General features: G+C 71.0%; 11 protein-coding genes. 3 read left to right on the top strand and 8 right to left on the bottom strand.

Annotated features, from left to right (window positions below; translation table 11 throughout):
* Positions 1-3 precede the first annotated feature (3 nt).
* Positions 4-648, bottom strand: coding sequence for a hypothetical protein (locus ACN469_RS34650; protein WP_498775101.1), 645 nt, complete (start codon positions 646-648; stop codon positions 4-6).
* Positions 649-739: 91 nt separating this feature from the next.
* Complete coding sequence (locus ACN469_RS34645; RefSeq protein ID WP_498775099.1) at positions 740-1,570, bottom strand: pirin family protein; 831 nt, start codon at positions 1,568-1,570, stop codon at positions 740-742.
* Positions 1,571-1,764: 194 nt separating this feature from the next.
* On the opposite strand from ACN469_RS34645, the gene ACN469_RS34640 reads away from it, so the two are divergent.
* Positions 1,765-3,087 carry a cupin-like domain-containing protein gene (locus tag ACN469_RS34640; protein WP_498775097.1) on the top strand — a complete coding sequence of 441 codons (1,323 nt, stop codon included), beginning with the start codon at positions 1,765-1,767 and terminating at the stop codon, positions 3,085-3,087.
* A gap of 4 nt (positions 3,088-3,091) precedes the next feature.
* On the opposite strand, the gene ACN469_RS34635 is transcribed toward ACN469_RS34640, so the two are convergent.
* On the bottom strand, positions 3,092-4,513 hold the full coding sequence (locus tag ACN469_RS34635) for a metallopeptidase TldD-related protein (protein WP_498775095.1): 1,422 nt from the start codon (positions 4,511-4,513) through the stop codon (positions 3,092-3,094).
* 119 nt (positions 4,514-4,632) lie between these two features.
* Between ACN469_RS34635 and ACN469_RS34630 the strand changes: the two genes are divergently transcribed.
* Positions 4,633-5,913 carry a TldD/PmbA family protein gene (locus ACN469_RS34630; RefSeq protein WP_498775093.1) on the top strand — a complete coding sequence of 427 codons (1,281 nt, stop codon included), beginning with the start codon at positions 4,633-4,635 and terminating at the stop codon, positions 5,911-5,913.
* A 30-nt stretch (positions 5,914-5,943) separates the two neighbouring features.
* On the opposite strand, the gene ACN469_RS34625 is transcribed toward ACN469_RS34630, so the two are convergent.
* From ACN469_RS34625 to ACN469_RS34605, 5 genes are all read right to left on the bottom strand, one after another.
* On the bottom strand, positions 5,944-7,062 hold the full coding sequence (locus ACN469_RS34625; RefSeq protein WP_498775091.1) for a hypothetical protein: 1,119 nt from the start codon (positions 7,060-7,062) through the stop codon (positions 5,944-5,946).
* Between the two features lie 17 nt (positions 7,063-7,079).
* A complete protein-coding gene (locus tag ACN469_RS34620; protein WP_498775090.1) occupies positions 7,080-8,981 on the bottom strand; it encodes a hypothetical protein in 1,902 nt (633 codons plus the stop codon).
* A 100-nt stretch (positions 8,982-9,081) separates the two neighbouring features.
* Positions 9,082-10,053, bottom strand: a complete 972-nt coding sequence (locus ACN469_RS34615; RefSeq protein ID WP_498775088.1) for a c-type cytochrome — start codon at positions 10,051-10,053, stop codon at positions 9,082-9,084.
* Between the two features lie 56 nt (positions 10,054-10,109).
* Positions 10,110-11,126, bottom strand: coding sequence for a Rieske 2Fe-2S domain-containing protein (locus tag ACN469_RS34610; protein ID WP_498775086.1), 1,017 nt, complete (start codon positions 11,124-11,126; stop codon positions 10,110-10,112).
* A complete protein-coding gene (locus tag ACN469_RS34605) occupies positions 11,123-11,296 on the bottom strand; it encodes a Xan family putative trans-acting RiPP leader peptide (RefSeq protein WP_498775084.1) in 174 nt (57 codons plus the stop codon). The genes ACN469_RS34610 and ACN469_RS34605 overlap by 4 nt, the downstream gene beginning before the upstream one ends.
* A 111-nt stretch (positions 11,297-11,407) precedes the next feature.
* Between ACN469_RS34605 and ACN469_RS34600 the strand changes: the two genes are divergently transcribed.
* The gene (locus ACN469_RS34600; protein ID WP_498775082.1) at positions 11,408-13,468 is read left to right on the top strand and encodes a hypothetical protein; all 2,061 of its coding nucleotides are present in this window, start codon (positions 11,408-11,410) and stop codon (positions 13,466-13,468) included.

The following is a 13,468-nucleotide window of genomic DNA, read 5'->3' as shown; positions in this document are numbered from 1 at the left end:
GGCTCACGTCCCCGGGGGCGTGCGCGGCAGCTCCGTGCCGAACACGGCCTGAAGCAAATCCAACAAGCCGGGCCACGCCTCCGCGCCCAGCCACAGGCCCTCCTCCACGTGCTCCACGCTCATCGCGAGCGAGGCATTCTCGAAGAGCTTCGCGGACAGCACGCCCTCGGGGGGAAGGCGGCCCTCCACCTGGAGCACCTGACCGTCCCAGCGCATTCCTGGGGGCAGCAGTCGCTCGGCGAGGGCGCGCACCGCGGCGCGTCCCGCCCCCGCGCGCAACACCCCCATCACCAGCGACGACGCGCCCCGCGACTCCTCCAGCTCCACGCGCCCCGGCGTGCGCAGCCAGAGCCGATAGCGCCCCGAGGCGAACTCCACGCGCTCCAGCGTCGTCTCGACACGCAGCTTCCAGCCCTTCACGGACAGGCGGATGTCGTACAGCTCCGGTCGCGCCTCCCAATGGCGCAGTTCCAGGTGCTTCACCTTGACCAGGAGCTGACGCACCACCGTCTCCACGCGCACATGGGACAGCCGCAGCCGCTTGCTCCCCACGTCCACGGCGATGTCTCCAGACAGCGCGGACGGCAGCCGCTTCGCCCACTCCCTCGCGCCTTCCAGCAGCTTCATCGCCAACGACTGACCCGACATCCGTGTCCTCCCGAGTGCGGGGCGCAGCATGCACCGGATTCGTGTCACGGGGCCTCGGCCCTCGGGTACGAGGGCTCGGCGCCAGGGACGCTCAGGGAGCGAGCGGTGGGAAACGTCCAGCCTCCCAGTCCGCGAGGCGCGCCCGGCCCTCCGCGACGCTGTCCACCACGAAGTTCCACCAGATGACGAGAGGGTCCGGCAGAGGCTCGCCGCCGAACACCATCACCCGGCCTCCCCCCACCGAGCGCAGCGACAGCGTGGACGCGCCCTCGTCCAGGTGCGCGAGCACGCCCTTGTCCACGGACGTCTGGCCCACGGCCACGTCACCCTCGGCGACGTAGACGGCCAACGCGTGGGTGGACTCCACCGGCAGGGAGATGGAGGCGCCCGCCTCCAGTTCGACGTCCAGGTACGTCAGCGGATGGAAGGCGGGCACAGGGGAGACGGCCTCGCCGAGCCGTCCCGCGAGGACCCGCACGCGCGCGCCCTCGCGCTCCAGGAGCGGCAGGCGTGACGCGGGGAAGTGCTCGAAGGCGGGGTCCGTCTGGCGCTGCGCGCGAGGCAGGGCGACCCACGTCTGGATGCCGTGCAGCGGCGCGGCGCCGGGGCTGGAGTCCACGTCTTCCGCGTGGACGATGCCGCGTCCCGCGGTCATCCAATTCACGTCGCCCGGGTGGATGTCCTGCACCGAGCCCACCGAGTCCCGATGACGGATGGCGCCGGAGAAGAGGTACGTCACCGTCTGGAGGCCCACGTGGGGATGGGGCGGCACGGCCATGGCACCGGGCACGGCGGGCGAAGGGCCGAACTGGTCGCAGAAGACGAAGGGCCCCACGCGTCGCAGTTCCACGCGGGGAAGTGCTCGCAGCACCCGCGAGTCACCCACGAGCTCCGTCTGCTTCGCGGGCCACAGCGCAACCACGCCACGCTCCTCCGAGGAAGCCGCTCGTGCCGTAGACGATGAATCCGTCCCCATCTCGAATCTCCTCCGCGCGAGCCCGCGTCTTCGTGGGCCCGGAACGCTGGATGCTAGTATCACCCACTCTTCCCCTCGCGCATCCCCCCGACCCAATGGCACGAGCCTCCACCGCACCCCCGGTTGAACCGTCCCTCACCTTGCCTCGTGCCTTCTGGACGCGCTTCGCCCGCGAGCACTGGGACCGGGAGCCCACGGTGTTTCCGGGCCTGTTCCCCACGCACTTCCCGTCCCCCGCGGAGATCTTCGAGGCCCTCGTCGACGTCGGCGTGCGCTACCGCCAGGGCGAAGCGATGTTGCCGGTGCGCTTCTACGTGGAGAACGAGGCGACGGCGGAGGGCCCCCCGGAGGTCTTCGCGGCCGTCTCGCTGGCGCGCTACCTGCCCACGGCGGAGGACGGCTCGGTCGACGGGTATGAGCGGCGGATGGAGCATCAGCTCCAGGGGCGACGCTTCGGGCTCGTGCTGAGCAACACGCAGAGCCACCACTGGAGTCACTGGCTCCAGATGCGCACCTTCCTGTCGGGGTTTCACGGGGCGCTCGGCGTGCCGCTGGGTGGAGCGGACTCCGCGCTGTTCCTGGGCAACTACCGCCACACGCCCTTCGGCATCCACAAGGACGACCTGCACGTCTTCTACTTCGTCATCCAGGGGCGGCGGAGGATGAGCTTCTGGCCGCTGGAGAAGCTCGCCTCGCGGCCGGAGGTGGCGCCTCACGCGGATGAGGGGCTGAAGGACAGGCCGCATGGCGTGACGTTGCGCGACGCGGAGGACGCGCGACAGGTGATGGCCCAGGCGCGCTTCCTGGAGGCGGGCGCGGGGGACTTCATGTACTGGCCGGCCTCGTACTGGCACCGCTCCGAGCCGAGCAAGGGGCTCACCATCGCCGCCTCGCTGGGCGTCAACTTCCGAGCGCCCATGTTCCTGGACCGCGCGCCCGAGCAGCCGTGGCCCGGCAGCCTGCGCCACGCGGAGCTGCCTCGGCGCGGGGGTTGGGCGCTGCCGGCACCGGTGAGCGCCGCGCTCGGCAAGCAGGGGCGGGGCAAGGGGCTGCGCGCGACGAAGGACGCGCTCACCGAGGGCTGGGTGCGCTTCCTGACCAACGGGGCGCTGGACGGGCCACCGCCCGAGGCTCGCGCGCTCGCGCCGCTGGCGCTCGAGGACAAGGTGGTGGCGAGCCCTTCGCGGCCCATCGTCACCGTGCCCTTGAGCGAGGGGCAGGTGCTCGTGGCCGCCAATGGGTATTCGCGGACGCTGCGCGCGGCACCCGCGGCACGGCGGCGAATCGAGGCGATGGTGGACACGCTCAACGCCGGGCGGCCTCGGGATGTCGGGACGCTGGAGGAGGACTTCTTCCGGCGACTGCCTCCGCGAGCGTTCCCCCGTGCGGGCGTGCGCGCGCTGCTCGACGACCTGGCGCGGTGGCGTGCGGTGTGGCGGCACGTGTCCTCGCGCAAGCGCTGAGTCGCTAACCGCGAGGAGGCGGCAGCACCAACGTCGGCGTGCCGCAGCCCTCGGCGGAGGGGAAGAACGTCAGGTCCGCGCCCACGCCGCGCAGTCCTCGGAACGTCTCCAGCACCGGAAGGTCCAGCTCCAGCGGCGTCACCCGACGCACCCTTCTGCCTCCTCGGACCTCCCAGCCTCCCGCGATGAGCGACACCGTGCCCGGCGTCGCCATCGTGGTGAAGGTCTCCACGCGCGCCACCAGCTCCGTGTAGTCGGCGGGCAGCGCGTCCTCGCGCGGAAGGACACACAGGTTGAGCGGCATGGGCGACGCGGACGACACGCCCTCGCGAAAGCCCCGGCCCGTCGGCTCGACACCCAGGCGCGCGGCCGTCTCCTCCGAATGGAGGAAGCCCATGAGCCGACCCTCGTCGACGAGTCGCAGCACTCGCGCAGGCCGCCCTTCGTCATCCACGCCGCGACGCCGCGTGCCCCTCACGTCCAGCGGGTCATCCACCACGGTCAGCAGCGAGGGAAACAGCTTGCGGCCCACGGCGCGAACCAGCGCGGGAGTCGCTCCCGCCACGTCCCCGCGCAACAGCCAGGCAAGTCCCGCCACCAGCGGCGCGGCCACCGAGGGACGCAACACCAGCGGCAGCGACAGGTCCGCGCGCGCCAGCGGCCCCTCTAGCGCCCCCACAGCGTCCTCGAGTCGTGCACGCAGCGGCCCCAGGTCCTCGCGCTCCAGGGCGCCCACCGCGGCCTCCTGTCGTGCACGCAGCGGCCCCAGGTCCTCCTGTCCCGCCTCCAGCGCGAGCGGCGCGGCCACGGCATCCACCAGCGCACCGCGCGAGGTCTCACAGCGAAGGAAGGTGTCCGCACCGTCGTCCCGCCAGAACGACTCGGAGCCATCACTCCTCACGAGCAAGGCCCCCGCGGAGCGCTGCGTTACGACCAGCGCCTGCACCAGGACTCCCGGCGGCACCGCCTCTCGCGCCACACGCTCCGCGCGAGTCTTCGCGCGAGCGAGCGACACCTCGGAGCGCCACTCAGCCGACGGAGCCTGTCCCCCCACGCAAGGGGCAGGAAGGGCCGCGGGAGCACGGCTGCTCACAAGGTCCGCCGCGGCCCCGAGCAACCGCTCCAGGTCCGCCACCGTCGCCACGGGCGCCGACGCTCCCCCCACGCCCTGCTCCGTCCAGACACGGGCGGACGCCGACAAGCCCTGTCCCCGGCTGGAGACGAACGAGCCCGAGCGCACGTCCAGCTCCAGCGACAGCCGCTCGGAAGAAACCAGAAGCAGCTCCGAGCCGCGCCAGCCCCGGTGCCGTGACACACGCTCCAGCAACGCCCGGGCCGCGAGGCTCCAACCCCGAGGCGACCTGTCCTCGGGAGGCCCTTCGACCACCCGCTCCTCGCCCGGACTCCTGTCGCGCCACTCGCTCACGTGTGGCCATCATGCCTCATCTCGGAAGGCCCCTGCCCGCCCGCCCCTGGTCCCCCCGAGCCCCGTGATAAGAAGGGAGACGAGTCTCGTCGCATGCACGGATGAAGGAGCCCCTCGTCTTGGATTGGTTCGTGGAGCGGCGCGAGGTCTCCGACGTACTCCACCTCCGCTCCGGTCCTCGCGTGGTGCCCACGACACTCGAGCGCGGCGTCTGCGCGCGCCGTGAGGTGTCCGGACACGGCGAGTACACCTGGGCGGAGCTGACCGGTGACACGCCTCCGCCCGGCCTGCTCCCCGGCGAGGTCCTCGAGCGGGCCCGCGCGCCACTGGCCCGGCCCCCTGTCCTCACGGGCGGCGCGAACCTGCGCGAAGACGTGGTGCGGCGGCTGGTGGACGTCGCCCGTGCGGCGGGCGCGGCCCATCTCGACGTGACGCTGCGCGAGGTCGACCGCTGGACGCTCTTCGCCCATCCCGAGCGGCTCGTGGAAGAGCACACCCGCCATGCCCTGCTGGAAGTGAAGGCCTTCCACGGCGAGGCCGGTGGCCCCCGGTTCGACACGTGGCGCTGCGTCAGCCACCCCGAGGCCACTCACCTGCACGCGGCCCTGCCCTCGCTGGAGGCCTGGGTGGACGCGCTGGTGCGCGAGCTGCGCGAGACGACGCCCGCCGTGCCCTGTCCCACGGCCACGCTCCCCATCCTCTTCCCTCCGGGCGCGGCCTCCGGGTGCTTCTTCCACGAGGTGTGCGGCCACCCGCTGGAAGGAGACGTCGTCGCGCGCGGCGGCTCGTTCCTCGCCCATCGCCTGGGACAGCGCGTGGCCGAGCCCTGGCTCTCCGTCTCGGATGACCCGACGGATGGACAAGGCGCGCTCGGCTTCGCCTGGGACGACGAGGGCCACGCGGCGCGCGCCGTGCCCTTGCTGCGCGAAGGTGTCGTCGCGTCACCCCTGCTGGACACGCGCAGCGCCCGCGCGCTGGGACTCACGCCCAATGGGCATGGCCGGCGCGTGGACTTCCGCCATCCGCCCCTGCCGCGCATGGCCCACACCCGCGTGGAGCCCCATCAAGGAGACCTGGAGTCGCTGCTGGCGGGGCTGTCGCACGGACTGCTGGTGCAGCACCTCACCCCCCGGCACATGGACCTGCTGTCGGGCGACTTCAGCTTCCACATCATCGAGGCGCGAGAGATTCGCGACGGGCGCCTGGGAGCTCGCGTGGGCCCCGGCATCCTCGCGGGCAACGGGCTCACTGCGCTGGCCGCCATCGACGGCGTGGGCTCCGACGCGCGCAACCTCTTCGCCACGCGCGGGTGCCGCAAGCTGGACCATGGACCGCTGCCCGTGTCCTTCGGACAGCCCTCGGTCCGCTTTCGCGGGCTGCACGTCCGGCCCGGGGCCTGAATGCCCGGGGCCGGCGGCGGCACCGCCTGACTACTCTTCCGGAGGCCCGTCCATCGGCGGCGCGTAGCACGCCCACGTGGGCTCCGGCTCCGGCGGGCCCGGGTCTTCCAGGCCGCCACCCTCGTCGGGCGGGCCCTCGCCCGGCTCCGGCGGAGCGAACTGCCCGAACGTGCGCTGCACGGTGACGACACCCGCGCGCGGCTCCACCGTCAGGGGCGGAATCAGGAACGGCCGGGGCGGAGCCTCGGGGTCCGGCTCCTCTCCCGGAGGCAGCTCGAAGGTGTCCGTGAAGGAGACCGTCACCGGCTCGGTGGCGTTGGGAGGGAAGACGAGCGCGAAGTAGCCCACCATGCTCAGCGGGTCCGGCAGCGCCATGAAGCCCATGGGCGACTGGCCCGGCAGACCTTCCGGAGGCGCCCAGTCCAGGGCGATGAGCTGACCTGCGGTAGTCTCGCCCGCCACGCTGTCCGCGGGCAGCAGGAAGAGGTCCGCGAGGAAGCTGGGCTGGTGCACCCACAGCAGCGCGACGCCTCCCGTCTTCGCGGGGTCCAGCAGGTCCTCCACCGTCGTCGGAGTGCCCCCCGCCGTCAGGTGCTGGGCCACCGCGTCCAGCGCCCCCGCGTTGCCCACCAGCAGCGCGGACTGGCCGTAGCACTGGGTGACATTCGTGAGGATGGGCCGCACGAAGGTGGTGGGGTAGTAGGTGCCCTCCGGGAGCTGCACGGGCGCGGTCGGGTCGAAGAACACGCCCTCCGCCGGAGGCGTCGCGGACGCGATGTACGTCGTCGTGTCGCTGGCGGGAGCGCCGAGCACCTGCCACGAGCCGAGGAACGACGCGGGCGACGCCACCAGGTCACCACCGCCTGGAGCGGCGAGCGTCACCTGGCCACCGACGATGGCCGGAATCCCCACGTAGGGCCCGTTGAAGACGCCGGGCAGAGCGCCCTCGGCTTCCTCCTCCGGGAGCATCATGAACGTGAAGAAGTACCCCTCCGGGTCGAACACCACGCCGGAGATGTTCGTCGTGCGCGCGGGCAGGTCGACGACGGGCGCCTCGTCGATTCGCGGAATGGCGGGCGGGTCGGAGTCAGTGCAGCCGCCGACGGTGGCACAGAGCAGGAAGCTGGTGGCAAGGGAGCGAATCTTCATCGCGGTCCTCTCGGGGCTCAGCGCGCGGGCAGCACGTGCTCGGCCGGAGCCGTCGTCACGTGGCAGGCGTTGGCGCAGTTGCCATACGCATTGGGGGGGGAGTTGAGTTCCTGGAACGGCAGGTCGAAGTACTCCGTGCCGTGGGTGCCCGGGTGGCAGCCAGCGCAGGCGATGAGGCTGGGGCGCAGCGTGCTCTCCCGCGTCAGGTGGCACAGGGTGCAGTCACCCTTGTTCTGCGCGTACTTGCGCGAGTTGATGTGGATGCGGTGCATGAAGTCCGACACGTGCCCGACGCTCTCGTCGTAGTGGCACACCTTGCACGTCTCCACGTGGTCCACGGACACGCCGTGGTGCAGGTTGCTCAGCGAGCTGACGCCGTTGTGGCACACCTGGCAGTTGCCCACGCGCCCCGCGTACGTGGTGGGCTGGGTCTGCCCCACCTGGAAGAAGAACGGGTCCAACCGGTTGAGGCGCTCGCCCTCGAAGTTGCGGTGGCCCTTCACGAGGATGGCGTAGGTGCCCGGCTTCGCGTCCGGCGGCAGCGGCACGGTGTAGCGCGTGGTGGGCCGCACCTCCATGCCTCCCGCGATGGCCTGGATGTCCGGCGGCACGAAGAACTGCGGCTCGCTGGTGCTCGGGTACGAGAAGTACTGCGTGGGCTCGTAGCTGCCGTTGACGACCTGCAAATCCTGAAGAGGCCCCACGACCTTGAAGCCGGACTCGGACGCGCTGCTGTCACGCCACGTCAGCAGCATGAACTCGTTGAAGTAGGCCAGGCCGTTGGAGCCCTCGAGCATGTAGTCGAAGAAGGAGGGCATGGAGTCGCGCGGATGCAGGCCGTTGCCATCGCCATCCTGGAGCGACACGACGAAGTCCACCGTCTCGCCGCCCGTGAAGAAGTTGCCGTTGGCGGGACGGGCCACCTGCACCTTCTGCTTGAGGCCGAAGCCGCAGGGCGTGGGCTCGTCGGTGGCCAGCCCATCCGGCCCCAGCTTGAAGCAGGTGGGGACCCGGTCCCTGGCGGCCTGGAACTGGATGGGGAAGAGGAAGGGCTGCTTGGGCAGCTGGCTCCAGGTGACGCGGATGACGCCCTCGCCCGCGATTTCCGGCATGGTGAAGGACTTGAAGGGGTTGGTGGAGTTGGCCAGCGAGACCTTCACCGCGGACGCGTACTCGAGCGCATCGTAGCCAGGCGCCAGGCGCGGCGTCGGGTCCCCCGGGAACAGCGGGCGCTGCAGGCCCGTCACCGTGAAGCTCGCGCGGGTGCGGCCCGTGATGGCGCTCTCCGCGAGGAAGTCCGAGCGCGAGTACGACTGGCTCAGGCGCACGTTGTTGTCCGCGTCCAGGACCTCCAAGAGGAAGGTGTCGTCGTTGGAGATCATCCACGCGGCGTTGTCGTAGAAGGTCTCCCGCTGGTAGGTGCCCGGCTCCAGGCGCTTCCACGAGTCACGGCCCGAGGACAGGTTGGACCAGTCCAGGTCCTTGAAGATGGACTCCTTGCGCATCCACGCCGCGGGGGTGCGGCGGTCATTCGCGTCCTCGAAGCGGGCGAGCGCCACGTCCATCGCGGAGAACTCCCGCAGGAAGTACAGCTCGCCCGCCGACACGAGCATCCGCGCCTCGGGCGGCCGGGGCGCGGAGGGCCGCGTCGGCTTGGGGTAACCGTCATTGAGGTTGAAGCAGGTGTCCGGATACGCCGGCAGGCTCAGCTCCCCCTTCGTCACGGGCTCGCCCGTGGGGAGGATGGCGCAGCCCTTGAACCAGAGCAGGGACAGCGAGATGGCCCCGGAGGCGGAGCTGTCGTACGGGTCGAACGCGCGAGCACCGCGGCCACGGGTTCCTTCCGTGTCTGCCGTGTCGAACAGGTTGCACCCCGAGGCGACCGCCAACACCGGGAGCATCAGGACCAGCTTTTTCAAGGACAGTGTCATGGGGTTCGAGTCCGGCCCGGATCACCGAGAACAGGGGGCGGTGTAGGGCAAGGCGTGTATCCTACTTTCTCAGAAAGCGCCGCGCCAATCACCGGCCGCTGGTACGTCGCGGCGGGGGTCCCTGGGTCCCCAGGAAGCGGTACAGGGCGCGCAGGTCCTCCTCTTTCATGGAGGCGAAGGCCTGCCAGGGCATGGCCAGCTTGTTGACCTGGCCCTTGCGGCTGGGGGCGGCGCCCAAATCCTTGAAGGCGGAGAAACGGGCGACGAAGGCGTCCTCGTCCAGCCCCTTCATGACGGGCCCGCCGGGGAGCAGGGACGGGACGGGCTCCGCTCCGAAGGGGGTGGGGGCGGCGCGGCCTCCGGCGAAGGGCTTCGGCTCCTCGTCCGCGCTGGCGTGGCAGAAGGCGCACTGGGCCACGGTCGCCAGGTAGCGGCCCCGGGCGATGGGGTCCGCCGCGGGCTCGGCGACGGGGCCGGGCAGGGGCGCGGCCAGGTCCTTGATGTCCGCCACCACCTCCGGGAGAAGCTTGGAGGGGGGCGTGGCGCGGGCCACCGCGGGCACCGTGCGCATCCAGGCCACCACGGCCCGGGCGTCACCGTCCGACAGGGTGGTGCGCCACTCCATGTACGGCATCATGGGAAACAGCGTCCGTCCGTCACGGCCGTAGCCCTCACGCAGGGTGCGCATCAGCTGCTCGTCCGTCCAACGCCCCACGCCGTGCTCGGGGTCCGAGGTGATGTTGGGCGCGCACAGGGTGCCCGGCATCTCCCACTCCTCGCCGAAGCACGCGCCCGCCAGCACCGGCCCGGACACCGGCCCTCCGAAGCGGCCGTAGTCACGCTCGGTGTGGCAGCCGACGCACCCGAGCACCGACTCCGCCAGATACCGGCCCCGGGCCACGAGCGCCGGGTCCGCCGACGCGGGCACCACCACCGGAGGCGCGGGGGGAGGCGTGGGAGGCGCCACCGGCTTCGCGGCGACCTCGGGCGGTGCTGGAGGTGGCGCCTTGGGCGCCTCTTCTCTTTGACGACAGGCCGCCCCGGCGACGAGCAGCACCACGGACACACTCCACCCCCAGCTTCGACGCCCTGCGTTCACGCGAGTGGCTCCCGTTCCTATTCCAGGTGGGGCCCGTCCAGCGGACGGCCCGAGCGCAGGGCCGTGAGGGCCCGACGGTATTCAATGGGGAGCCGGTCCGCCTTCACCAGGACCTCGCCCGCGAAGTCCAGCGGGTGCGCGCGCGGACGCTGTCCCTCGGCGATGCGGCGGTCCTGCTCCAGGATGGCCGACTCCGACTTCACGAACACGTCCGCGAAGTTGCGGATCCTCGGGTGGTACGAGGCGAAGTAGAAGCACTGCATCTTCTCCTCGGACCAGGGCGAGGCCACCGCATAGACGGTGTGCGGATAGAAGAGGGTCGGCTTGAAGGACAGCCGCGCGGCGAACGGGAACGTCACGTCATAGGTGAGCGTGGTCCGGTCCACCCGGGGCGGCCCTCCACCGACGCCGGGCGCCAGCGCGGGGTACACAATCCGCGCGGAGAGTCCGTCCGGACGCTTCTCCACGTCGTAGGCCGGCACCTCGGGCTGGTCCGGGTTGCCGAACGTGCCCTCGTGCACGAAGGAGAGGTGGGCCACGTCCAGGACGATCTCCACCATGCGGCCGGCGGCGATATCCCAGTCCAGGCGAGGCAGCGGTACCGTGGCCACCGCCGTCGTGTCCGACAGCTCCGGCCACTCTGGCAATGGCGCGGCGGGCTCGGGTGAAAGACAGACCCAGACCAGGCCATGCCGCTCCGCGGCATGAAACGTCGCGAGCCGGGCCCGCTCCGGGATGGGCGTCTGGGGTTGAGAGGGAATCCGGACGCAGCGCCCGCTCTCGCCGTACGTCCAGCCGTGGAACGCGCAGCGAAGGCCGTCGGGGGTGATGGAGCCCGAGCAGAGGTCCGCGCCACGATGCGCGCAGTAGCGCTGGGAGGCCGCGACACCCGAGCCGGTGCGCCAGAGGACCAGGTCCGTCTCCAGCAGCCGGGCTGGAAGAGGCGCTTCCCGCAGCTCGTGGGAGTACGCCACCGGATGCCAGTACGGGGCGAAAGCCTCCCGGTACGGGCGGACCTCGTGGGCCGCGCTCATGCCAGGGCGAGCGGGGCGATCTTGCTTTCGATTTCCTCGAGGAGGAAGTCGATCTCCTCTATCTCGTCGAGCTTCTCGGGAGCCGCGGACACCGCCTCGGCGGGAGTCGGTGTGGATACTTCTGTAGCAGCCAATTCGGATGGGGACTGAGCAGCCTCTTCCGACGCCATGGGATGGCCTCCACTACACAGGGGAGACGGATGGTCGGGGGAACGCTAGGGGAATGTCAACCCACCGTGGCTTTCCTCACCTGTCACAACGCCACTACACTGCGTTCATCCATGCCCCCTGCCCCCTCCGTCGTGCGCATCGTGGCCATGTTGTGTCTGCTTCATGGCACGGCCCACGCGGAGCCCTGGAAGAAAGCAAGACCCGGCGCCACGACGGAGTCGCAGCTGCGAATCCTGTTCGGCGAGCCCGACGCAAGACGTCGTGAAGACGGCGCGCTGGTGCTCGACTATCAGGGCCAGTCCTCACCGGCGGGCACGAAGCACGCGCGCTTCACGGTTGATACACGCACGAGGCGGCTCCAGCGCATCGATGTCTTTCCCACCCGGCCGCCCACGCGCGCCGCGCTGGAGAAGCAGTTCGGCGCCGCGTGTCCCAAGGTCGGCCGGAGCAAGAAGCCCTGCTATCTGGTGAAGGCCACGGCGGACACCACGCTGTACTTCCACTATCCCTCGCGCGGCCTGGCGGTGTTCTTCACGGGCAGCGACGTGCGCGCGCTGACCTATGAGCGGCCCGTCCGGGCACGCCTCGCGCTCTCCTCCAGCGTGGAGCCGCCGTTGGAGCTGGGCTCGGGGAGCGACGGCGGGCGGAGCGCGGACGCGTCGGGCGACACCGTGTCCGCGTCCGGCACCGACGCGGAGGACGACACCGAGACCGCCGACGGCAACACCGTGGAGGCCTTCGCGGAGCCGGCTTCCGACACCGCGAACCAGCCCGCCGTCGCGAGCCTGGCGCTGGCGGTGCCCACCGTCGACGGCGAAGGCGAGGACAGAGCACCGCTCCCCTCCGCGTCCGATGACGTGGACATCTCGCTGCGGCCCGTGGTGGTGGCGGACATGGGGACGGCGGTCACGTCGGGCCCCTCGGTGCCGGGCGAAGGACCCCAGCCGGTGACGGAGGAGGCCGCGGTGGAGGACCCGCTGCACCCCTCCGCCTTCCTCAAGGTGCCGGAGCTGCTCACGGTGGGCGGCTTCTATCTGCAGCGCGCGGAGGTGTCCGGCGCCAACCGGGCGCTGAGCGCGAAGACGGGCGTGGACCCGTTCTTCCCGGCGCTGCTGGACGTGTACCTGGACTTCAAGCCGTTCGACGGGCTGCGCAGCTTCGCGGTGGGCCGGATGGCGTACGACCCGCTGGACCCGCTGCTCTCCACGCCCGTGACGAGCCTGGACCGGCTGTGGATCTACTTCGGCCTCTTCGACCACGTCTTCATCACCGCGGGCCGTCAGCACATCAAGTGGGGCAGCTCCAAGATTTGGAACACCACCGACTTCCTGCGCGCGCGAAATCCAGACCCGCTGTTCCTCTACGACTTGAGGCCCGGCGTGGACATGGTGAAGGTCAACGTGCCGTGGGAGGCCATGGCCGCCAACCTGTGGATCATCGGCACCGCGGACCTGGTGGACCCGACGAACGGGGTGGGCGGGTTGGAGGACGAAGACCGCGTGCGCTACGGCGGCGCGGTGCGCGCGGAGATCGCGCTGGGGACCAGCGAGCTGGCGGCGACGGGCTCGTTCTATGAGGGACGTCGTCCGCGCTATGGCCTGGACTACTCGCTGGGCCTGGGTCGGCTGGACTTCAACACGGAGGTCGCGCTGGTGCATGGCGCGGACGTGGCCACGTGGGAGCGCGCGGCGGACGGCGGCTTCCAGGTGCGGGCGCTGGACGGGCTGCAGGTGCAGGCCAGCGGCGGTGTGCAGGCCGAGCTGCGGGTGGCGGACACCTTCAAGACGGTGGTGCGCCTGGAGGGTTTCTACAACCAGCTGGGCAGCGATGACCGCGAGCTGCTCACGTGGGTGCAGACCGTCGGCGACTTCCAGCCGCTCTACTTCGGCCGCTTCTACGGCATGGCGCAGATCGCAGTCACCGCGCGCAACATCTACGAGCCGACGACAACGCTCACCTTGCTGGGCAACGTGGGAGACCCCTCCTACGTCGTCCGGCTGGACATCAATGCATCCCGGCTGCGTGACGTGACGGTCGCGGCCTTCGTGGAAGTTCCCTTCGGAGAGCGCGGCGGAGAGTTCCGCTTCCAGCCCGACCCCACCGTGGCCCCCGGTGCCCCGGTGGACATGGGGCTGTTCCGCGCGGGCATCAACGTTCGCCTCAGGCTCTGA

Source organism: Corallococcus terminator, from assembly GCF_049194865.1.
GTDB classification, from domain to species: Bacteria; Myxococcota; Myxococcia; order Myxococcales; family Myxococcaceae; genus Myxococcus; species Myxococcus terminator_A.
The sequence above is the reverse complement of the archived record's forward strand: the minus strand, read 5'-3'. Positions and strand labels throughout refer to the sequence as shown.